The following is a 17,118-nucleotide window of genomic DNA, read 5'->3' on the forward strand; positions in this document are numbered from 1 at the left end:
GGTGATCAATCCCTTCGGGGGTTAGGCGGAGGTGCGCTGCGGCGGGATGGTGGCGGTCTTGGGGGTGCGGGAGATGCGCTGCTCGTCGAGGAGGCCGTCTCCGGCTACCGCGACGGCGGCGAGCAGAACGAGCGCGAGGCGGACGAGGGCGGGTGCCTGGAGTCCGAAGACCCAGGCGAGGCCGGCGAACAGGAAGAAGACGCGGGCCCGGGTGAGGCCGATCAGCCAGCCGATGCTCACCGGACGACTCCGTCCAGGGCGGGCCAGAGGCGGTCGTCGCGGCCCCAGACCATGTCGATGATGTGGACCATGGCGCCGTGTTCCCGCAGCTCGCGGATGGCCTGGCGTCCGACGCCTCGCCACAGGTAGTGGACGAAGTCGCGCCGCATCCGCCAGCCACCGATCGTGGTGAACGGCTGGCCGTCGTCCTCGGTGACTGCGATCTGCCGCTTCGGCCAGCCGCGGACCACGGTGAGCCCCTGCTCCTGGAGGGCTACGAGCTGGCCGAGGAGCGGGTTGCGGTTGTGGACGAAGCCCGTGACGTTGGCGCGCTGGCGGTAGCCGCCGTCGACCCTGGCGGGCTGGGAGTCGACGGTGACGAACCCGGCCTGGTTCAGGGCGATGAGGGTGGGGACGAGGTGGCGGGCGCCGTTCTCCTCTTCCTGGCCGAACGGGCCGTCGTAGTTCGGCCAGGACGGGATCCGGCCTTCCAGCCAGCCGGCCATGTTCTGGCCGAGGTCGGCGATGCTGCGGGCGTCACGCCAGACGGTGCCCATCAGGACCACTTCCACGTCTCGTTGGCCTGCGCGGCACGGAGGGCGGACTGGCCGATCTGCCGGGCCATGTCGGCCCACTCGGAGGGGAGGTAGCCGGAGGCAAGGAGGAGCAGGCCGCCGACTTCCTTGGCTTGCTTCGGCTTCACCTTGAACGGGTCGCCGGAGCTGGGGTGCAGGGTCTTCTGGAGGCGGCTCCAGTCCTGGCGGGTGAGGATGCCGCTGCAGCGGTGCACGAGCTCCTCGACGCCGCTGTACGAGTAGCCGTGGCGGGTGCCGCCGTGCGAGATGTACCAGCCCATGGGTGGGCTCCTTCCGGTGGTCAGTCCTGGTGGGTGGGGGTCGACTCGGGGTGGGGGAGCATCGCGGCAACCTGGAACGTGGCCCAGGTGATGACGGCGCCGGCAATCAGGCCGGCCGCGGAGTCGGTGATGTCGGCGGCGTGGGCGAGGACCGGGGCCAGGCGCACGCCGATCAGCGACAGGCCAAGGGCGGTGAGGATGGGGACGGCAAGGCGCACGGCGGACTCCTAGCGGGGATCGGTGACGTCGCGGGCGATGAGCGCGGCCGCGTCGAAGACGGCTTCGAGCTGCTCGCGGGTCTCCGGGCTGTCGTTGGCCTGCTGCTCGGCGGAAAGGACGACGAGCCCGTGGGCGGCGGCGGCGAGGGCCTGGTCGGCGGTGACCATCAGGCGGCGAGGTTGCGGAGGGCGTCGAGCTCGTCGGTGAGCCGCGGCCCGTCGGGGGTGGAGTCGTCGATCTGGGAGGCCAGGAACTCGGCGGCCAGCTGGCCGAGCAGGTTGCCCTTCTGCTGGGCGGCGAGGAAGTCGGTGACGACGCTGGCGCGGACCGAGGCCTCGATCTGGGCGAGCTGCTCGGACGGGCCGTCGGACGGGACAAGGGCGAGCTTGGGCATGGCGAATCTCCTCGTGGCGGAGGTGCGGGATGGGGTGGGTAGCCGGGGCCGACAGCAGGGGGATGGACTGCCGGCCCCGGCAGCTAGGGGGTGTTAGCGCTGGGCTTCGGCGGCGAGCCGGGCCAGGCGGGCGGCCTCAGCGTCGGCGGCAGCCTGCTTCGCGGCTTCCATGCGCCGGTTCGTCTCGTCGGCGAGCGCCTGGGCGGCGAGGCCCTGCGCGGCAACCGTGGAGTCCACGGCGATCACCGGTTCTGGCGGACGTGCGTCGCGGCGGCGTGCGCGGCCTTGTCGGCGGCGGACATCTGCGGGTACTCGACCTGGAAGCCGGTGGAGCCACGCCTGATGCCGGCCGCGATCAGGCGGCGGGCGGGAACCGGAACGGTGGCGGTCTCGACCGCGGGGGCGGGGGCGGTCACTTCGTGCCGCCGTAGGTGCGGACGTCCAGCGACGGCGGGACCGGGCGCATCGGGGCGCCGACCAGCTTGCCGACGAGGATGCGGACGATCGTGTCCCGCTCGAAGGCGGACCGGCCCCTCGGCATGCACAGCAGCGCGGTGCCGGTTCGGGGCTTCACGACCTCGCCGAGGTACGTCTCGTCGGTGACCGACGTGTCGACGATCTGGGCATCGACCTCGGCCAGCAGCTCCGGCAGCGGGGCCGAGAGCAGGCGGTCGACGGTGAGGGGGGTGGCGGGCACACGGGTGCCGTTAAGCTGGTACACATCCATGAGGGGACCCTTCAGAGAGCCTCGTGGTAGGCCCTGGCCTGGGAGTGGAGTCCCGGCGCTGGGGCCGTCTTGTTTTCCGTTGTGGTGTGCCGGTGGAGCGGCACTGTGAAGCTGCCCGGGGGTGGAGCCCCGTTCGCTTCAACCCCATATTGAAGCCCGGGATGACGGGCTGTCAAGCGTTTCCGTCGACTCGCCGCTACCGATCTCAACCAGGCATTGAAACCGGACATCTGCCCCCTTAGTCTGGGTCCATGACCGAAGCCACCGCCGCCGCGATCGAGGACGCCACTGCCACAGTCGCCGCCATCGAAGACCCCATCGCCCGCTTCGAAGCGGCGCGCCTTGAGCGTGCTGTGCTCGCCGCCGGGGACCAGGGCTACCTGGCGATCCAGCGGCAGGTGGTACGCGATCTCCACGAAGGGCGGAGCTGGGCGCAGGTGGGCACCCTGCTCGGCTTCAGTGGCAGTCGGGCGGAAGCCATCGCCCGCGAGCGGTGAAGTCATGCCTTGAGTCAAGCAACCTGGCGCCGTCCGGGCCATGAATGCCCGGTGCAGCGGTGACGCAGAATGCGCGCAGCAGCAGTGCACGTCGAGCGAGGGGCGGACGGTGGATGTCGTAGATCAGTGGAGCGGCCGGCACGCGGCAGCTCTACAGGAAGCCATGCGGGCTACCAATGAGGAGTTCGCGCGCCGGTTAGGCGTCGCAGTCCGGACAGTCGCTTCATGGCATGCCTCACCGTCCACAGTCCCGCGTCGCGAGATGCAGCGAGCCCTGGACACCCTGCATGAGCAGGTCACCCAGTCCGAACGCCATCGGTTCACCGCGCTTCTGCGAGCCGAGGTCAGCACCCAGGCGCAGGCCCTGAAAGTGGCCATAGCGATCGTCGCCCGCGGCGCCGAGGTTCTTCTCGTCTGCCGACGCGGTGAAGAGCCTCTGTCGTGGGGATTCCCGGCTGGCGTGGTCAAGCCCGGCGGCAGTTCCGGTGCAGTCGCAGTGCAAGAGACTCTCGCCGAGACGGCAGTTCACTGCACGGTGCGCAAGCATTTGGGGTCAAGAGTCCATCCCACGACCGGCGTTCTGGCCAGCTACGAGTTCTGCGAGTACCTCGCCGGCGAGGTACGGAATGCCGACCCTCTCGAGAACCTCGATGCCACCTGGGTTCCGATCAGCAGCCTGACGAAGTTCATCCCGACCGAGCGGATCTATCCACCCGTACTCGCAGCCCTGGAGGCACTGGCGTGACCGAGCAGACGACTGAGCAGGGCATCTCCACCGCGATCATCACGAGGGGCGACCGCGTCTTGATGATCCGGCGGCGGGAGCGGGAGGGGAAGCTCCTGTGGGCGTTCCCGGGCGGCGGCATCGAGGATGGCGAGTCCCCGGAGCAGGCCGCGGTCCGGGAGACGGCCGAGGAGGTCGACATGGAGGTGAAGGCGGTCCGGTCCCTCGGTGAGCGCGTCCACCCGCAGACCGGCCGGCACATGTCCTATGTCGCCTGCGAGGTCGTCGGCGGCGAAGCTCGCGTCGCGGACGAGGAGGAGCTGGCCGAGGTCGCCTGGATCCGGCTGGACGAGATCCCGGACTTTGTACCGTGGGGGCTGTTCGGGCCGGTACAGGCGTACCTGGACGAGACGCTCAGCGCCTGACCCCGCATGCAAAGGAGCCCGCCACCTCAGGGTGGCGGGCTTCGTCGTGTGGCGACCCGGGGATGCCTACAGGCCCGCGGTGTTGAGCTCGCCCTTGTACTTGTACAGGAACCGGTGGGTCTCCTCGTCGGTGGCGAGGCGTTCATCGTCGTCGTAGCGGCTGTCTGCCCATGAGGTCTTGCCGCTGACACGGATGTAGAGCTGCCCTCCAGTGATCCGGTACCGCCGGTACTCGGTAAAGTTCTTCTGCTCGTCGCGGGTCTTCTTCTCGAAGCCTTCGTTCTGGTCGAGCAGCTGCTGGCGTACTGCAGCGGTCAAGCGCATGGTGCCCCCACGGGTTGTCTCGGTGCAGGGAGGATGCCATGCGTGACGGGCAGGCGTGTCCGGTTCCAGTCACAGGCGAGCCTCGCCTCGCTGGCCGGCCTGGACGTGACTGTGCCCCCGCGGGTCACACGGGGGCACGGCGGGCTGTGCTCCAACGACCAGTCGGCTCACTTCCCGGGTTCACCGTAGCGGCGAGGCTGCTTCCGGTGTGGGGTTCGGTGGCCCAATAACCTGCACGAGCTACGGGCAGGCTCCCGCGTTGACGGCTGCCGGCGGCATGGCGCCGGCCACGGCGTCGATGAGGTGCTCGTATTCCTCGTCCTTGAGCAGGATCTCGAGGCCGTAATTGATGGCCCAGGCGACGTCTAGGGTGTCGGCCCGGGTGAGGTGGTTGCCGGTCGGGGTGAGGAGTTGACCGAGCCGTTCGCGTCGGTCGAGTGTGCGGCGGTAGCTGGCCCGACTCTGGTGTTCGTCCGCTGCTTGACGGGCGGACCGGATGTACGTGGCGAAGTCGTCGCCCATGAGCTGCTGCATGGTGGCGAGCTGTGCGCTGGCGGCCTGAATTTTGAGTGACCAGTCGGAGGCGGGGCCGAAGCGTTCTTCGAGGGCTTGGGTGAGGTCGGTCATGGGTCTGGGGTAGCGCTGATGAGGCCCGGGTGGGCGCAGGCGCCACGTGGAGTCCACCGATCGGGTGGCGGGCCTCGCCGTGTCCTGTCGGCCGCTGCGTGGGTTGTCCTGCTGTGGAGATCAGCGAGCCCGTAACCGGCACCTACCCGCCTGCCCCTCGCCTGCCGCTGCTGACCGCGGCGGAGGCCCGTGAGGCCGTCCGTCACCTGTTCCTGCTGGAGCAGCTGGACCTGTCCCCGCGGGGTGCGGCGGCCGGCCAGCTCGCGTCGGAGCTGGCGCGGCGGCTGCCTGCGGACTAGCCCGGTGGGGTTAGCGGGCGTTTCGTCTGGCCGCTCTGGGCGTTGTGCCAGGCATGGCCGCTTATGACGATCACCTGCCCGGTCTTGACGATCTCCCCGAGTGCGACCTCGAAGCTCACGTCTGGGCCCTGCTCGATGGCCCCCGTGGCCACGACGTATTGGTTCCTGAGAACGTGCTGCGGGCCGGCATTGACTGCTTGCGGCTGCTCGCGTCGGGCGGGGCCGCTTGCTCGGAGGCGGCGATGCAGGTGGCGAACACGGTGAACCGGCTGCTGCCCGTCATTGGCGAGCAGTCCGATTCTCCGTGGTTCACTGCGGCACCTCGTCCGGCGGAGGCGAAGAAGTCCACGGTCTAGCCCGGCGCCCCGCAGCCGGGTCAAACGCGGGCCGCGGTGGCGGCTAGCTGAAGTCGGGCAGTTCCTGGTGCGGGTCACTTGCTGGGTGCTTCACGAGTTGCCGCCTGGGCTGGCTCTCGCCGTTCTTAGGCAGCTCCTGCTTCGCATAGTGGGCAAGACCTGCGGCGAACTCGCCGATCTCTTCCCAGAGTGGCATCCACTCGTCGTCGTACTGCGTCATGAGCCACTTCTCGAGGACGCGGTCGCAGCGGCCGCGGTGGGCGGCGTAGACGGGCGACGTCTCGCGGACGTCCGATTTGATGTGTGGAACTTTGACTGCCCAGACGACGTTGCCCGGTCCCACGATCAGCTCACGACAGGTGTCGCAGACGAACGCCGGGTAGTTGTGGGTCCCCCGAGGGACGAACTCGATCACTGCGACTCCGTTGACTTGTGCGAGATCTGGAGTGTGCGAGCGGGGCGCCTCCCCCGCACGTTGACGGAGGAGGCGCGCCGGCTATGCGGCCGGGTTCCTTCGCTCCCACATGTCGGAGATCAGGTCGAGGCCCTTGGCGGTCACGTATGCGGTCGGGAAGTTCCAGCCGTTGGCAGTCTCGATGCGGACGTCGAAGCAGCCGGAGTCCTGGTGCGGCTTGCGCGGCAGGTTGCGCGCCCGGTTCTGCTGTGACACCTGGCGTCGGAAGATGTTGATCTCCACGAGCCAGTTGGTCAGCACCTTCACGTCGACGCCGAACAGGTCTGCGGTCTCGCGCATCCCGATTAGGCCCTCGGCGTTGAGGAACTGGTCCCACTTGCCGGCCTTCGGTGCGAGCACCTTGTTCTCGGCTTCGAGGGCCTTGGTCTGGCGGACCTGGCCGAGGAGGGCGACGAGGGCTTCCTCGTAGTCCTGTGGGAGGGCCGGCGCGGCAATGGCCGCGGTCTCGGCCTTCCGGGTCTGGATGGCGAAGTACGTCTGCGCCGCAGCGACCTCCGCCTTCCGGGGGTCGCCGTTCATGGCGACCATGTAAGCGCCGTACCGCGTGAGCTTGTAGTTCAGGCGGAGCTGGTTGGTCGGTCCGGAAGCTTCGGGGCGCTCCGAAGCATGCAGGTCAGCGGTCTGCCCACTGTTGTTGATGGCGACCTTCGCGCGCTCGATGGAGTTCCGGAAGTCCTCCCAGCGGAGGTAGCCGAGAAGGGGCTGGAGGTCGCGGGCAGACCACCATTCGCCGGTGTCGTCCGTTCGGCGGATCTGGTCGAATGGGCTGCGGCCCTGGTTGTTGACCGCGGGCTGGGGCAGGTTACTCTGGGGTTGATTCACAGGAGCTGTCCCTCCTTGATCCTTAGCCCTCGGCGGATTGCACTCCGCGCGGGGGCTGATCACTGTTCTGCAGGTTGCGGCATATGCGTGCTGCAACGCGGAAGTCTACGCGCAGAACCGACAACGCTGGTGATTCCTACCGCTAGTTCGCGCGTCATTGAAGCCCCTTCGTTGTTGACGAGGGGGCTTCGCCGTTCACGCCGCGGCCCGCCTGTCCGCCAACGGCAGCCGCAGCACCTCGCTGTGCCCGTACTCGGTCCGGCAGGCGGGGCAGGTGATGCCGCGGGTGTCGAGGGTGATGCGGAGGGTCTGCTCGCAGGGGCAGGTGACGGCGATGCGGCGAGGGGCGCTCTCACCGGTGACGGTGCGGCTGAGCATGCGCCAGATCGCGGCGATCTCGTCGGCTGCTTCGTCGATCGCCGGGTGCTGGCGGGCGGCGCGGGAGAGGTTGAACCGGAGCGTCCGGCAGGCGTGGGTGACCCTGTCGGTGGCCGTGCCTGCCTCGTTGACCTCGGCGTATCCGGCTTCCTCCCAATCACGGACCCACGTCTCCAGCGGGCCGAGGACGGGACCGCGCTCGGTCTGCATGTCGAGGATGCCGATGCGGAGCGGGGCGGGTGCGGTCTTGCTGCCGGAGACGGCGGGGCCGCTGCTGCTGCCGCGGGCGAGGTGGTCGTCGAGCCGCTCGAACAGGCCGGGGATGGCGCCGAGGTGGACGGCGATGCGGTCTTCGCACAGGGTGCAGGCGTACCGGCCGGTCTCGTGGTCGCGGAGCTCGCGGCGGCAGCAGGTGCAGGTGGGCAGGTCGTTCACGGCGGCTCTCCTTGCAGCGGTGCGGTTGGGCGGGTGCGGGTCAGCTGGTCCAGCGGTTGTCTGCGGGCCGGAAGGTGGCGGGTGCGTGCCGGGCGGGGGTGGCGTTGAGGAGTCGCTGGAGGATGTCGGCGCGTCGCTCGGCTGCAGGGTCGGCTGGCGGGCGGGGCGGCGGCTGGGGCTGGTCGAGGCCGGCGAGGATCGTGTCGGCGATGCCGTGGGCGTGGGCAAGGTCGAGGAGTTCGGGGCAGTCGTTGAGGTTGTCGATGTTCGCGAGTTCGGTGTCGCCGTAGGTGCCGCAGCCGTAGCAGGCCGGTTCGTAGGTGCAGTTGGGGTCGAGGGTGTGGCGGGCGAGGATGCGGCGGTCGGCTTCGCAGCGGCGGACTGCGGCTGGGTCGACCGCCGTGGCCTCGGCTTGGGCGACCTGGTCGGTGAGCCATTCGTGGAGGGTGGTCACGGCTGGTCCTCTCGTGCGATGAAGGCGTGCTTGGCGAGGAGCCCTTGGCCGTCGCGGGTGCAGCCTGCGCAGTCGGTGCCGCTGTGGAGGTCCCGGGGGTGGTCGCAGCGGCAGCGGGTCCTGGGGTGGACTGCGGGTCGCGGGTCAGCCGCCTGTCCGCCGAGGGCGACCACCGCTTCGACGACGGCTTTCTTGCCGTCGATGGGGAGCCAGTAGCCGGCTGCGTTGAGGGCGGTGGAGATGGCGTCGAGGAGGGCGGCGCGGGGGTCAGGGTCCCGTGTGGCCGCCTGCGGGCCGTTCGTCGCTTCGACGTCCAGATCCCTCGATTCGACGCCACAGGCGCTCTCACGGGCACCCAGGCCCTCTGGTGGGGTCGAGTTGAGGTTCACGCTGCCTCCCGGTTCTGCTTGCTGGTCTTCTTCATGGCTTGCCGGTGGGCTCGTTCGCCGAGTCGGCAGGGTTCGCAGAGCTTGGGGTCTTCGCCGCGCTTGCGATGGGCTTCGTATCCGGCGTGGTCGCCGTGGCGCCGGGGCCGGCCGTCGAGGATCCCGGCCTGGCAGGCGAGGAGAACGGCGTTGGTGATGTTCCGGGCGCCGAGCTTGCGGGCCAGACGGAACGCGATCTTGTTGACGGACTTGCCGTGGAGGCCGAGGCGGGCTGCGATGACGGCGTAGGTGTCGCCGCGGGCGGCGCCCCTGAGGACGGCGTGCTCGGTGTCGGTGAGTTCAGGCATCACAGGCTCCGGATGACGTTGACGACTCGGCGGCTGGGTATCTGGGGGCGGGTACAGGGCCGGCCATGGTCGGCGGGTACGAGGGCGCGCCAGCGGCGGGTTGTGCGGTGGGTGCCGGCTTTGGCGTCGGCTTCCTGTTCCCAGTTGTCGGGCCAGAGGGGTGGCTGCTCGACGATCACGGCGGTCCTTCCTGGTCTGGGCGGGGCACGCTGCGGGTAGCGCGCCCCGGGGGTTTGGCGGGGGTTGCTGAGCGTCAGGTGGGCTGGTCGGTGGGGTTGGTGTGGGCGTCGAGAGCCCGGATGGTGGCGCAGGGGTGGGGTTCAGCTCCGTTGTCGCAGCTGCCGCCGCCGTAACCGGAGCAGTGGCCGCAGATAGTCCACTTGCCGTACTGGACGGAGGCGTGGAGGGCGCGGACGGCGTCGAGGGCGGCCTCGGCCCGGTCGGCGCGCTGGCCGTTCTCGATGGCGCGGTCGGAGGCTCGGACGGCGAGGGCGGTCAGCCGGTCGAGTTCGGCGTGCAGCTGCTGGATGCCGTCGCGGAGCCGTGCGGCTTCGTCGGCGGTCAACCCGCCGTGGTGTTCGGCGCGGTCGACGAGGTTGCGGAGGGGGTCCGTCGTTGGCTGGGGCTGGGCGAGACGTCGGCCGCTGCGCAGTTCCTCGGTGTCGGACGGCGGGACCGGCTCGGCTGCGGTGAGGAGCGTGGCGGGCGGCAACTCACCGCGCAGGGCGGTCCAGGTGCGGTTGATGGCCTCGCGGCATTCAGTGGTGCAGTCGCGGGCGCAGGCGTTCAGCAGGCAGGCCGTGTTCCGGGTCTGGGCGGGCTCGGGCTGGGTCATGGGGTGTCTCCGGTGATGGCTCGGGCGACCGCGAGGGCGTTGTGGACGTTCAGGTCGAGGGCGCCGTCCTGGAACTCGTCGCCGAGGTAGTCCTGAACTTCGCGGGCGATGCGGGCCTGGTGGTCGAGAAGCTGGGCGACGGGTTCGGCCATGCCCTGGAGGTAGCCGGGGAGGTCTTCCGTGTAGTCGCGCAGCTTCTCGGCGGCGGTCCGGAGTTCGTCGGCGGGGCTGGGCCGGGTCATCGGCTGGTCTCCCCGTCAGCGGCAGCGGCCGTCTCGGCGTCCTGCTCTTCGGGGGTGACCCACGTGCAGTCCTGGCCGGGCTCGTGGGTGTCGGTGAGGTGCTCGATGACGGCCCGCATCTCGGTGGCCCATTCGGTGGGGACGTGGATGGGGACGTTGTCGCTGCGGCAGGCGGTGTCGGCGAGGTGGCCGTGGTCGTTGCCGCGCCAGCACCACCAGCCGACGTGGGCAAGCTGCTCGCGGTCGACGGTCGGCTGGGTGTCGGACAACCCGGCGGCGGGGGCGGGCGGGTCGGCGAGGTCGTCGCGGAGCGCTGCGGCCCGTTCGGCGTCGAGCTCCAGCCAGTACGGCTCCCGGTCCGGCCCGGACATGCAGACGATGACGGTGTCGTCGTCGCTGTGGAGGACGTCGCCGAGGCCCCAACGGAGCTGTACGGGGTCGTCGGCGGTGGTCGGGTCCGGCAGGCTGGCCATGTCGTGGATGAACGCGTCCACGACAGCCGGGTCTGGCAGTCCGGCGGCGCTCGTGTCCGGCTGTTGTCCGCTGGCCTGACGGGCGGCGTCCCGGATCCCGGCGACGAGCACCTTCTCGGCGTCGCCGGGCTCGGCCGGGATCATGGCGTAGGTGGGCAGGTCGTCCTCGACGGGCACGCGGCCGAGAACGAGGCCCCGGCTGGCGAGCCAGAGTTCGAGGTGCGGCCAGACGACGGGGTGGACGAGGACCTGACGGATGTCGGGGGCGGTGGTCATGCTGCTGCTCCTGGTGTTGGGGCCGGGCCGCCACGGGGACGACCCGGCAGCGGCTGGGGTCAGGCGGTGCGGGCGTCGCCGACGTAGCGGTAGCCGGTGCTGGTCGGGCGGAAGCGGTCCAGGCGAATGCGGGTTCGGCGGCCGGGCTTGGCGCTGCTGACCGGGTGGCGGGGTTGGTGCAGCTCGACGAGGGCGTGGGTGTCGGTGATCTCGACGATGCGGACCTTCCGGCCGTAGCTGCGAGGGTCGTTGTCCTGCCAGATCTGGCCGACGGACGGACGAGGGGTCTCGGGCTTGGTCACGGGGTGCTCCTGTCGTGGGTAGTGTCGGGTCGGGTCGCCCTGCTTGCTTCCGACATGCAGGGCGGCCTGCGGCGTGTTCAGGTGCCGGTGATGACGGCACTGGCGATGAGGGCCACGAAGTCGCGGCGGTCGACCTCACTCATGTCGGGGGCGAACGCGAAGTGGATGCGGACCCGGCTGTCGCCGATGTGGAGCTGCTGGTCGCTAGGCTCCAGGCCGTCGGCGCCGAGGTTCACGGCCCATTCGGACACGTCGGCCGCGCCGTTGATCAGGTCGTGGACTGCGCGCTGCGCCTCGTCGAACTGGTCCTCGTCGAGGGCGTCGTCCCAGCACGGCCCCTGCGCGCCATCCGCTTCGGCGGGCGGGAGGAGGCTGTCGATCTCGGTGTCGGCCATCTGCTCGCCGACGCCCACGAAGTCGGGGTCCTCGATGAGCGCGGCATGCTGGCGGGCGGCTTCGGCGCGGAGGTCGTCGTCGGTGTACGGGCGGGCGGCCTGTTCGGTCATGGCGTGTCCTTCTGGGTGTGTGGTGGCGGGACGGGTCAGGCGGTGACGGCGCGGAGGAGTGCCGTGGCGAGCTGGACGGGTGCGGCGTTGCCGATTTGCTGGCTGATGTCGCGGCCGGACCACGGGTAGTCGGCGGGGAAGCCTTGGAGCTGGCCGGCCTCGGCGTGGGTGAAGCGGCGAAGTTCGTTGCCGTCGGGGTCGATGAGCCGGAAGCGGGAGATCTTCCCGGTGACGGTGAACGCCGGCTCGTTGCTGCTGCGTCGGCCGCGCGCCTTGGGGTCGCCGCCGGTGCCATAGTTGGAGATCACGGTGAACGGGCCGCGGTGCGGAAGGGCGTCGGCCATCGACACCCAGGGCAACAGCCACGGGTTACCGGCGGACTGCGGGGTGTTCCGCAGGTACGGGCGGTGTGTCGGCGCGGGCAGGGCCACGGGGCCGTCCAGGCGGGCCACCAGGGCTGCGCGCTTGCGGGTCTGGGGTACGCCGTACTCCTCGGCGCACAGAACCCCGCAGGCGACGCTGTAGCCACGCGCCTCCAGCACCTCGGCGTAGGCCTGCCAGATCGGGAGGACCGCGGGGACCTGCTCCAGGACGATCGCCCGGTACGGGTAGCGGGAGTTGCCTGCCTCCAAGATCCAGCGGAGGGGTTCGAGGACGAGGCTGGTCCGGTCGTCGAGCCCGGCGGGGGTGGTGACGAACCCGCGGGCCCCGGCCGTCTTCACCGCGGCGAGGAGGATGTCGAGGACGGCGCGGCCGTTGCCGTTGCCGCCGATGCTGAACGTCTGGCAGGGCGGCCCGCCGGCGAGGACGTCCTCGTCGAAGTCGACGGGGCGGAAGTCGCGGACGTCGCCACGGACGGTGTCGAGGAGGGCCGAGCGCCGTGTCGCCACAGCGTTGGCGTCCCGCTCGATGCCGGTGAGGTGGATGCCGAGTTGGCGGGCGGCTACATCGATGCCGCCGGGGCCGGCGAACAGGTCGGGCATCAGGTCTCCTGGGTGTGTGGTGGCGGGGCGGGTCAGGCGGGGATGCGGGCGAGGTGCCGGTGCTCGTCGGGCAGGTCGGCGTCGCAGTAGAAGCCGATGGTGAGGTGCATGCCGTGGTCCTCGACGACCTTCCAGACGGGGGTGTCGTTGCAGGCGGACCGGCCGTCCTGCTCGCGCTGGGAGTTGGTGGTGCAGTCCGCGGGACCGGAGTAGTCGGGCAGCGGCCATCCGTCGGCGCGGTGAACGACGCGGACCTTGAGGGCGGGGCGCTTGCGGCGGGGAGTCGTGGTCACGTTGCTTCCCTTCAGGGGGCGGGGGTGTCGTTGTCGGGTGCGGCAATGCCGGTGATGCGGTGAAAGCGGATCTGCTGATTGCCGGACTCGAGCCCTTCGGCGCCGATGAGCCGGCGCTTGCAGGCGCGGCAGTGCGGAGAGTCGAACCAGGTGGCGTGGTGGCAGTCGGCGCAGTAGGCAAGCCATGCGGCGCGGCCACGTGTTGAGGTCCAGCGAGGGTGGCCGCCGTGGTTCCGCGCCGTGATTGCCTTCGCCCAGTTCGAGCGGTGGTCGTCTTCGTCGTAGTCGGGCATCCAGGAGCGTGGCGGGTGGCCGATGAGGACGAGTTCGCCGCCGATCCAGCGGCACGTGCAGGCGAACTTGGGGCAGTCGCAGGCGAGGGACTGTCCGTACTCGATGGCCTTCTCGACGCGCGGGACGCCGTTTCCCTTGACCTCCAGCCAGACGCCTATCTGCGGCAGGTGGAAGTCGGGGATGTAGCGGACGCCAGACGGGAGGGTGACGGTGGTGGGCTCGTACTCCCAGGCGAGGCCGAGACTGTCGAGGGTGGCGGCCCAGGACGCTTCGAGTGCGGAGCGGAATACGGTGCCGCGGTAGACGGTCGGGAGGGCTTCGACGGCAAGGCCGCTGGTCGCCTGGTGCTGCTGGCGGAGCCGCGCGGTCTCGATGTCGTCGGTGATCGACTCGACGAGGCAGCGGGAGTCGATGTCGTCCTGGAGCATGCCGGTCACCTCGGGCCCATGGAGCGGAGCCGGGCGTAGTGGCCTTGGAAGATCAGCGGGACGATGCGGCCAGTGGCGCCGTTGCGGTTCTTCGCGACGATGACGTCGATCTCGCCGGCTCGTTCGTCGTCGGGGGTGCCGTCGTCGTTGGTCGGCTTGTGCATCAGGAGGATCACGTTGGAGTCCTGCTCGATGGCTGAGGAGTCCTTGAAGTCGGTGACGACGGGCTGGCGACCGGCGGCGCCGCGGTTGAACTGGGCGAGGGCGACGACGGGGATCTCGAACTCCATGGCGAGGAGCTTCAGTCCGCGGGAAAGGTCTGCGACTTCGTTGGCCCGGTTGGCGTTGGGCTTGGCCTTCTCGGGGGTCATGAGCTGGAGGTAGTCGGCGACGACGATGGCGGGTGCGGTGCCGCGGGAGGCCATCCATCGCATGCGGGCCCGGATCTTGCCGAGGGTGAGGTTCGGTGAGTCGTCGAGGATGAAGTTCTCGGCGTGCTGGAGTCGCGGCCCGGCTTTGAAGATCTTGGCCCAGTCGTCGTCGGAGATCCGGCGGCGGATGAGGTGGTCGAGGCTGACGCCGGCTTCTGCTGCGGTGAGGCGGGCCATGAGTTCGCTGCCGCCCATTTCCATGGAGGCGACGAGGGCGGGCTTGCCGCGGGTGAGGGCGACGTGTGCGGCGAGGTTCATGCCGAACAGGGATTTGCCGCCTCCGGTCGCGGCGCCGACGGTGACGAGCTGGCCGGGCTTGAGCTCGATGACCTCGTTGAGGTCCATCCATGGGGTGTCGAGTGCTCGGGGGTCGGCGCCGGCTTCGAGTTCGAGCATGAAGCCGAGCCAGCGTTCGCCGACGGACAGCTTGACGTCGGCGGATGCGGTGCCGGCTGCGGCGGCCTGGAGGTCGGCCATGGCGGCGTCGAGGATCTCGGCGGCGGATGAGGCGGCGGTGAGGGCGCGTTGGGTGGCGCGGCGGGTGGCTTCGAGGACGGCGCGGAGCTGGGCGTGTTCGCGGACGATGTCGGCGTAGTAGGTGGCGCTGGAGGCGGAGGGGACGGTGTGGGCGAGCTGGTGGATGAAGGGGGCGCCGCCGACTTTGGCGAGTTCGCCGTTGGCGAGGAGAGCGGCGGCGACGGTGATGGGGTCGATCTTGGGGTCGCGGCTGGCGGAGTACAGGTCGGTGATGGTGCGGTAGATGGTCTGGTGGCGGAGGACCCAGAAGTCGGCAGGCCCGGCGAGGGCCGCGGCGACGGGTTCGATCATGCTCCGGTCGAGGAGCATGGCACCGAGGATGGCCTTCTCGGCGTCGGCGTTGTGCGGGGGCGCGTCCTGGATGGGGGCCTCCTCCTCGAGGAGGTCGGGCTCCCAGGCGGGCTCGGTCATGCGGCTTGTCCTTTGCTGGCGGGGTGGCAGTCGGGGCAGTGCTGAAGGGTTCTGAGGCCGTTGTCGTGTTCGATCTCCCGGGTGCGGGAGACGGGGTCGCAGTCGGGGTGTCCGCAGTGGGGCGGCTTGCTGCTGGAGGGCTGCTTTCTGGCAGGGGTGCCGGGGTGCCAGGGCGATCCGGGGGGAGGTGCCGGGTACTCGTGCCAGATGTCGAGGAGCAGGGTTCCGAAGCGGATCGGGTTCTTCGGGTTCCAGCGGGAGGCTGCGATGTGGACCAGGTACGGGGTGCCGTGGCTCTTGATCAGTTGCTGTACGGCGATCCACTGGAGGGTGCTGAGCCGGCCCCAGCCGACGGTGATGCCCTTCATGTGGAGGGCATCGAGGAGAGGCTGTGCCCAGTCCGGGATTCGTGTCGCCTGCTGCTGCTTGCTTACGTAGTTAGAAAGCTTTGGTGGAAGTGGGCTTCCACCCGTTCCTTCCTGACCTGCGGTTTTGTCTATCCGGAACTCGTCGTTACGGGTGGAAGTGGGCTTCCGGTCGGTCCGGGTGGAAGTGGACTTCCGGTCGTTCTTCTCTGACCTGGGGTTTTGGTCGTTCTCGGGGGTGTTACCGAGGGTTGACCGGGTGGAAGTGGGCTTCCGCCCGGACCGGCCGGAAGTGGGCTTCCAGTCGGTGGCCGTCAGGACCCGCCGTCGCTCGAGTGCGAGATCCCATACAAGAGGACGTCGATCGGACGGGATGTAGTCGACGATCTGCGGGTCGCCGGGACGGATCAGGCCGGCCTTGTTCATGCTCGAAAGGTCGTTCCGGACGGCCCGATCGCTCTTCCGCGCGTACTCGGCGAGCAGTTCCTGGGACGGGTGGGCGCCGCGGCCAAGTTCGTCTGCGTGCCGCGCCAGCCCCATGAGGACGGGAAGCCAGTGAGTCGACACGTCGGGCGCCGCTTCCACCACCCATTCCATGGCCTCTTTGCTCACTGGTCTCTCTTTCCGGCTGAGGTGATCGGCGGTCTAAGCGGCGTCGTACTGGGGCGTGCTGGGCTGGTGGTCCCGGCACCGCCACCCCGCGGCGTACAGTCGGGCGGGCTGCTGGCACATGGGCTGTCCGGTCTCGCAGAACCCGGGTGTCGTCTTCGGGTGTGGCGGCGGCACGATCTCCAGCCGGCGGGGCTCGCCGGTGCTCATGCGGCCACCTGCTTGCTGGCCGATCGGCGCGTCTCGTCGTAGTGGCGGCAGCACAGGCCGTGGGCTCGGTGCTTCTCATCGCAGCCAGCGACGCTGCAGGTGCGCTCGACCGGCTCGATCACGAGAGGCTTGCCGTCGTGCCTCCATCGCTCGATCTGGCGCTGGAAGATGCAGAGGCGCGTGGAGATCTCTCGCGGCGAGTAGCCGGCGTGGAGCATGAGCAGGGACGCCGCTCGCCTCTCCGCGAGGTTCAGCTCGATGCGGCAGTCAGGGCTGTTGATGGCGCGCTCGACGGCAACCCAGTCGATGTCGTGGGTGGTGGTCTCGGTGCCGGGGGCTTGGATGTAGCCGCCCCGGATGGGCCGGAGGTGGGTGGCGCCGATTGCTCCGTAGTGCCTCACTGTCCTGTCTCCTTCCAGTCGGGCTGTCGTGCGGGGAGGTCGTAGAGGGCCTGGCAGATGCGGGTGCTGTCGGTGCGGCGCCACCGTCTGAGGTCGGTGAGGATGTCGATCTCGGCCCTGAAGCGGTTGGCGCGGTAGCTGGCTCGGCGGCCGAAGAACCTCATGCCGCCCGCCTCGCCTGCTGGGCTCCGGCGCGGCGCTTTTCGGCTATGACCCGGCCCTTGACACTCAGTCGCCAGACGGAGATCCGGTGTCCGTGGGTGGAGCCGAGGGTGGAGGGCACGACCCGGCCGGTGTGCTCGATGATCCCGGCGGTCCGCAGGCTGTTGATGGCGGCGCCGAGGAAGCCGTGGGACAGCTCGGGCAGCACGTCGCGGAGGTCGTTGGCGGAGAAATCGTCGTGGCGGGTGCCGTAGTGGAAGACGGCCTGCTCGACGAGGAACCGGTCCCAGCTCGACTGGTCGGCGATGTCCTCGAGCAGCAGGTCCTTCTCGGCGGAGGCGAGACGTTCGGCCGGGGAGAGGCGGCGGGTCATAGCGGTGTCCTTCCGGTCGGGGC

At 69.8% G+C, this 17,118-nt stretch carries 36 protein-coding genes; 5 read left to right on the top strand and 31 right to left on the bottom strand.

What is annotated here, in order from left to right; all coding sequences use genetic code 11:
• Positions 1-21 precede the first annotated feature (21 nt).
• From IF00_RS0119185 to IF00_RS0119225, 9 genes are all read right to left on the bottom strand, one after another.
• Entirely contained in the window at positions 22-240 is a 219-nt protein-coding gene (locus tag IF00_RS0119185; protein WP_030319630.1) for a hypothetical protein, read from the bottom strand.
• On the bottom strand, positions 237-776 hold the full coding sequence (locus IF00_RS0119190) for a DUF6919 domain-containing protein (protein ID WP_209439778.1): 540 nt from the start codon (positions 774-776) through the stop codon (positions 237-239). The genes IF00_RS0119185 and IF00_RS0119190 overlap by 4 nt, the downstream gene beginning before the upstream one ends.
• Positions 776-1,075: a DUF7739 domain-containing protein gene (locus IF00_RS41405; protein WP_037638544.1), complete on the bottom strand. Its 300-nt coding sequence runs from the start codon at positions 1,073-1,075 to the stop codon at positions 776-778. Before IF00_RS41405 ends, IF00_RS0119190 begins: the two co-directional genes overlap by 1 nt.
• Before the next feature lie 20 nt (positions 1,076-1,095).
• The gene (locus IF00_RS0119200; RefSeq protein WP_030319633.1) at positions 1,096-1,293 is read right to left on the bottom strand and encodes a hypothetical protein; all 198 of its coding nucleotides are present in this window, start codon (positions 1,291-1,293) and stop codon (positions 1,096-1,098) included.
• 9 nt (positions 1,294-1,302) lie between these two features.
• On the bottom strand, positions 1,303-1,461 hold the full coding sequence (locus tag IF00_RS45680; RefSeq protein WP_158710490.1) for a hypothetical protein: 159 nt from the start codon (positions 1,459-1,461) through the stop codon (positions 1,303-1,305).
• Positions 1,461-1,688, bottom strand: a complete 228-nt coding sequence (locus IF00_RS0119210) for a hypothetical protein (RefSeq protein ID WP_030319635.1) — start codon at positions 1,686-1,688, stop codon at positions 1,461-1,463. The genes IF00_RS45680 and IF00_RS0119210 overlap by 1 nt, the downstream gene beginning before the upstream one ends.
• 93 nt (positions 1,689-1,781) lie before the next feature.
• Positions 1,782-1,925, bottom strand: a complete 144-nt coding sequence (locus IF00_RS45685; RefSeq protein WP_158710491.1) for a hypothetical protein — start codon at positions 1,923-1,925, stop codon at positions 1,782-1,784.
• Positions 1,926-1,930: 5 nt separating this feature from the next.
• The gene (locus IF00_RS45690; RefSeq protein ID WP_158710492.1) at positions 1,931-2,104 is read right to left on the bottom strand and encodes a hypothetical protein; all 174 of its coding nucleotides are present in this window, start codon (positions 2,102-2,104) and stop codon (positions 1,931-1,933) included.
• The gene (locus tag IF00_RS0119225; RefSeq protein WP_051820436.1) at positions 2,101-2,385 is read right to left on the bottom strand and encodes a hypothetical protein; all 285 of its coding nucleotides are present in this window, start codon (positions 2,383-2,385) and stop codon (positions 2,101-2,103) included. Before IF00_RS0119225 ends, IF00_RS45690 begins: the two co-directional genes overlap by 4 nt.
• Before the next feature lie 281 nt (positions 2,386-2,666).
• On the opposite strand from IF00_RS0119225, the gene IF00_RS0119230 reads away from it, so the two are divergent.
• From IF00_RS0119230 to IF00_RS0119240, 3 genes are all read left to right on the top strand, one after another.
• Positions 2,667-2,912 (top strand): hypothetical protein, encoded by a 246-nt coding sequence (locus IF00_RS0119230; protein WP_030319637.1) that lies wholly within the window; start codon positions 2,667-2,669, stop codon positions 2,910-2,912.
• Positions 2,913-3,174: 262 nt separating this feature from the next.
• Entirely contained in the window at positions 3,175-3,657 is a 483-nt protein-coding gene (locus tag IF00_RS0119235) for an NUDIX hydrolase (protein ID WP_342451046.1), read from the top strand.
• A complete protein-coding gene (locus IF00_RS0119240; RefSeq protein WP_030319639.1) occupies positions 3,654-4,061 on the top strand; it encodes an NUDIX hydrolase in 408 nt (135 codons plus the stop codon). Before IF00_RS0119235 ends, IF00_RS0119240 begins: the two co-directional genes overlap by 4 nt.
• A gap of 66 nt (positions 4,062-4,127) precedes the next feature.
• On the opposite strand, the gene IF00_RS0119245 is transcribed toward IF00_RS0119240, so the two are convergent.
• Both IF00_RS0119245 and IF00_RS0119250 read right to left on the bottom strand, forming a co-directional pair.
• Complete coding sequence (locus tag IF00_RS0119245; protein WP_158710493.1) at positions 4,128-4,379, bottom strand: hypothetical protein; 252 nt, start codon at positions 4,377-4,379, stop codon at positions 4,128-4,130.
• A gap of 246 nt (positions 4,380-4,625) precedes the next feature.
• On the bottom strand, positions 4,626-5,012 hold the full coding sequence (locus IF00_RS0119250) for a hypothetical protein (RefSeq protein ID WP_030319641.1): 387 nt from the start codon (positions 5,010-5,012) through the stop codon (positions 4,626-4,628).
• 113 nt (positions 5,013-5,125) lie between these two features.
• Between IF00_RS0119250 and IF00_RS0119255 the strand changes: the two genes are divergently transcribed.
• Positions 5,126-5,311 (top strand): hypothetical protein, encoded by a 186-nt coding sequence (locus IF00_RS0119255; protein WP_030319642.1) that lies wholly within the window; start codon positions 5,126-5,128, stop codon positions 5,309-5,311.
• A gap of 53 nt (positions 5,312-5,364) precedes the next feature.
• Positions 5,365-5,667, top strand: a complete 303-nt coding sequence (locus IF00_RS45695; protein ID WP_158710494.1) for a hypothetical protein — start codon at positions 5,365-5,367, stop codon at positions 5,665-5,667.
• Between the two features lie 43 nt (positions 5,668-5,710).
• On the opposite strand, the gene IF00_RS0119270 is transcribed toward IF00_RS45695, so the two are convergent.
• The 20 genes from IF00_RS0119270 to IF00_RS0119365 form a co-directional block, all read right to left on the bottom strand.
• Entirely contained in the window at positions 5,711-6,082 is a 372-nt protein-coding gene (locus IF00_RS0119270; RefSeq protein WP_030319645.1) for a hypothetical protein, read from the bottom strand.
• Between the two features lie 81 nt (positions 6,083-6,163).
• Positions 6,164-6,964, bottom strand: coding sequence for a phage antirepressor KilAC domain-containing protein (locus tag IF00_RS42740; RefSeq protein ID WP_051820438.1), 801 nt, complete (start codon positions 6,962-6,964; stop codon positions 6,164-6,166).
• A gap of 195 nt (positions 6,965-7,159) precedes the next feature.
• Positions 7,160-7,777, bottom strand: a complete 618-nt coding sequence (locus IF00_RS0119280; protein ID WP_030319648.1) for a hypothetical protein — start codon at positions 7,775-7,777, stop codon at positions 7,160-7,162.
• 40 nt (positions 7,778-7,817) lie between these two features.
• The gene (locus IF00_RS0119285; RefSeq protein WP_030319649.1) at positions 7,818-8,231 is read right to left on the bottom strand and encodes a hypothetical protein; all 414 of its coding nucleotides are present in this window, start codon (positions 8,229-8,231) and stop codon (positions 7,818-7,820) included.
• A complete protein-coding gene (locus IF00_RS0119290) occupies positions 8,228-8,620 on the bottom strand; it encodes a hypothetical protein (RefSeq protein WP_030319650.1) in 393 nt (130 codons plus the stop codon). The genes IF00_RS0119285 and IF00_RS0119290 overlap by 4 nt, the downstream gene beginning before the upstream one ends.
• On the bottom strand, positions 8,617-8,964 hold the full coding sequence (locus IF00_RS0119295; protein WP_030319652.1) for a helix-turn-helix domain-containing protein: 348 nt from the start codon (positions 8,962-8,964) through the stop codon (positions 8,617-8,619). The genes IF00_RS0119290 and IF00_RS0119295 overlap by 4 nt, the downstream gene beginning before the upstream one ends.
• Before the next feature lie 253 nt (positions 8,965-9,217).
• Positions 9,218-9,799, bottom strand: a complete 582-nt coding sequence (locus IF00_RS45090; RefSeq protein ID WP_030319655.1) for a hypothetical protein — start codon at positions 9,797-9,799, stop codon at positions 9,218-9,220.
• Positions 9,796-10,041 carry a hypothetical protein gene (locus IF00_RS0119310; RefSeq protein WP_030319657.1) on the bottom strand — a complete coding sequence of 82 codons (246 nt, stop codon included), beginning with the start codon at positions 10,039-10,041 and terminating at the stop codon, positions 9,796-9,798. Before IF00_RS0119310 ends, IF00_RS45090 begins: the two co-directional genes overlap by 4 nt.
• Positions 10,038-10,790 carry a hypothetical protein gene (locus tag IF00_RS0119315; RefSeq protein WP_030319658.1) on the bottom strand — a complete coding sequence of 251 codons (753 nt, stop codon included), beginning with the start codon at positions 10,788-10,790 and terminating at the stop codon, positions 10,038-10,040. Before IF00_RS0119315 ends, IF00_RS0119310 begins: the two co-directional genes overlap by 4 nt.
• A 59-nt stretch (positions 10,791-10,849) precedes the next feature.
• Positions 10,850-11,092, bottom strand: coding sequence for a DUF6354 family protein (locus tag IF00_RS0119320; protein WP_030319660.1), 243 nt, complete (start codon positions 11,090-11,092; stop codon positions 10,850-10,852).
• A 77-nt stretch (positions 11,093-11,169) separates the two neighbouring features.
• The gene (locus IF00_RS0119325; protein ID WP_030319662.1) at positions 11,170-11,598 is read right to left on the bottom strand and encodes a hypothetical protein; all 429 of its coding nucleotides are present in this window, start codon (positions 11,596-11,598) and stop codon (positions 11,170-11,172) included.
• A gap of 35 nt (positions 11,599-11,633) precedes the next feature.
• On the bottom strand, positions 11,634-12,581 hold the full coding sequence (locus IF00_RS0119330) for a DNA cytosine methyltransferase (RefSeq protein ID WP_051820440.1): 948 nt from the start codon (positions 12,579-12,581) through the stop codon (positions 11,634-11,636).
• Between the two features lie 32 nt (positions 12,582-12,613).
• Positions 12,614-12,874 carry a hypothetical protein gene (locus IF00_RS42745; RefSeq protein ID WP_051820442.1) on the bottom strand — a complete coding sequence of 87 codons (261 nt, stop codon included), beginning with the start codon at positions 12,872-12,874 and terminating at the stop codon, positions 12,614-12,616.
• A gap of 11 nt (positions 12,875-12,885) precedes the next feature.
• Entirely contained in the window at positions 12,886-13,596 is a 711-nt protein-coding gene (locus IF00_RS41415) for a PDDEXK family nuclease (protein ID WP_037638547.1), read from the bottom strand.
• Between the two features lie 5 nt (positions 13,597-13,601).
• A complete protein-coding gene (locus IF00_RS0119340; protein ID WP_030319666.1) occupies positions 13,602-14,975 on the bottom strand; it encodes a replicative DNA helicase in 1,374 nt (457 codons plus the stop codon).
• Positions 14,972-15,952 carry a hypothetical protein gene (locus tag IF00_RS45700; protein ID WP_158710495.1) on the bottom strand — a complete coding sequence of 327 codons (981 nt, stop codon included), beginning with the start codon at positions 15,950-15,952 and terminating at the stop codon, positions 14,972-14,974. The genes IF00_RS0119340 and IF00_RS45700 overlap by 4 nt, the downstream gene beginning before the upstream one ends.
• 33 nt (positions 15,953-15,985) lie before the next feature.
• Complete coding sequence (locus tag IF00_RS45705) at positions 15,986-16,159, bottom strand: hypothetical protein (protein ID WP_158710496.1); 174 nt, start codon at positions 16,157-16,159, stop codon at positions 15,986-15,988.
• The gene (locus IF00_RS0119355; RefSeq protein ID WP_030319669.1) at positions 16,156-16,560 is read right to left on the bottom strand and encodes a helix-turn-helix domain-containing protein; all 405 of its coding nucleotides are present in this window, start codon (positions 16,558-16,560) and stop codon (positions 16,156-16,158) included. The genes IF00_RS45705 and IF00_RS0119355 overlap by 4 nt, the downstream gene beginning before the upstream one ends.
• Positions 16,557-16,724, bottom strand: a complete 168-nt coding sequence (locus IF00_RS45710) for a hypothetical protein (protein WP_158710497.1) — start codon at positions 16,722-16,724, stop codon at positions 16,557-16,559. The genes IF00_RS0119355 and IF00_RS45710 overlap by 4 nt, the downstream gene beginning before the upstream one ends.
• Entirely contained in the window at positions 16,721-17,095 is a 375-nt protein-coding gene (locus IF00_RS0119365; protein WP_030319671.1) for a hypothetical protein, read from the bottom strand. Before IF00_RS0119365 ends, IF00_RS45710 begins: the two co-directional genes overlap by 4 nt.
• Positions 17,096-17,118 lie beyond the last annotated feature (23 nt).

The sequence above is a fragment of the Streptomyces flavochromogenes genome, from assembly GCF_000717595.1.
GTDB lineage: Bacteria > Actinomycetota > Actinomycetes > Streptomycetales > Streptomycetaceae > Streptomyces > Streptomyces flavochromogenes.

Coding starts and splice junctions, on each gene's coding strand:
- IF00_RS45705 (WP_158710496.1), bottom strand. CDS start 16,159: ATGAGCACCGGCGAGCCCCGCCGGCTGGAGATCGTGCCGCCGCCACAC.
- IF00_RS0119230 (WP_030319637.1), top strand. CDS start 2,667: ATGACCGAAGCCACCGCCGCCGCGATCGAGGACGCCACTGCCACAGTC.
- IF00_RS0119325 (WP_030319662.1), bottom strand. CDS start 11,598: ATGACCGAACAGGCCGCCCGCCCGTACACCGACGACGACCTCCGCGCC.
- IF00_RS41415 (WP_037638547.1), bottom strand. CDS start 13,596: ATGCTCCAGGACGACATCGACTCCCGCTGCCTCGTCGAGTCGATCACC.
- IF00_RS0119315 (WP_030319658.1), bottom strand. CDS start 10,790: ATGACCACCGCCCCCGACATCCGTCAGGTCCTCGTCCACCCCGTCGTC.
- IF00_RS0119235 (WP_342451046.1), top strand. CDS start 3,175: ATGCAGCGAGCCCTGGACACCCTGCATGAGCAGGTCACCCAGTCCGAA.
- IF00_RS0119330 (WP_051820440.1), bottom strand. CDS start 12,581: ATGCCCGACCTGTTCGCCGGCCCCGGCGGCATCGATGTAGCCGCCCGC.
- IF00_RS45710 (WP_158710497.1), bottom strand. CDS start 16,724: ATGAGGTTCTTCGGCCGCCGAGCCAGCTACCGCGCCAACCGCTTCAGG.
- IF00_RS0119210 (WP_030319635.1), bottom strand. CDS start 1,688: ATGCCCAAGCTCGCCCTTGTCCCGTCCGACGGCCCGTCCGAGCAGCTC.
- IF00_RS0119250 (WP_030319641.1), bottom strand. CDS start 5,012: ATGACCGACCTCACCCAAGCCCTCGAAGAACGCTTCGGCCCCGCCTCC.
- IF00_RS45680 (WP_158710490.1), bottom strand. CDS start 1,461: ATGGTCACCGCCGACCAGGCCCTCGCCGCCGCCGCCCACGGGCTCGTC.
- IF00_RS0119340 (WP_030319666.1), bottom strand. CDS start 14,975: ATGACCGAGCCCGCCTGGGAGCCCGACCTCCTCGAGGAGGAGGCCCCC.
- IF00_RS0119365 (WP_030319671.1), bottom strand. CDS start 17,095: ATGACCCGCCGCCTCTCCCCGGCCGAACGTCTCGCCTCCGCCGAGAAG.
- IF00_RS41405 (WP_037638544.1), bottom strand. CDS start 1,075: ATGGGCTGGTACATCTCGCACGGCGGCACCCGCCACGGCTACTCGTAC.
- IF00_RS45090 (WP_030319655.1), bottom strand. CDS start 9,799: ATGACCCAGCCCGAGCCCGCCCAGACCCGGAACACGGCCTGCCTGCTG.
- IF00_RS45695 (WP_158710494.1), top strand. CDS start 5,365: ATGGCCGCTTATGACGATCACCTGCCCGGTCTTGACGATCTCCCCGAG.
- IF00_RS0119295 (WP_030319652.1), bottom strand. CDS start 8,964: ATGCCTGAACTCACCGACACCGAGCACGCCGTCCTCAGGGGCGCCGCC.
- IF00_RS0119310 (WP_030319657.1), bottom strand. CDS start 10,041: ATGACCCGGCCCAGCCCCGCCGACGAACTCCGGACCGCCGCCGAGAAG.
- IF00_RS0119190 (WP_209439778.1), bottom strand. CDS start 776: ATGGGCACCGTCTGGCGTGACGCCCGCAGCATCGCCGACCTCGGCCAG.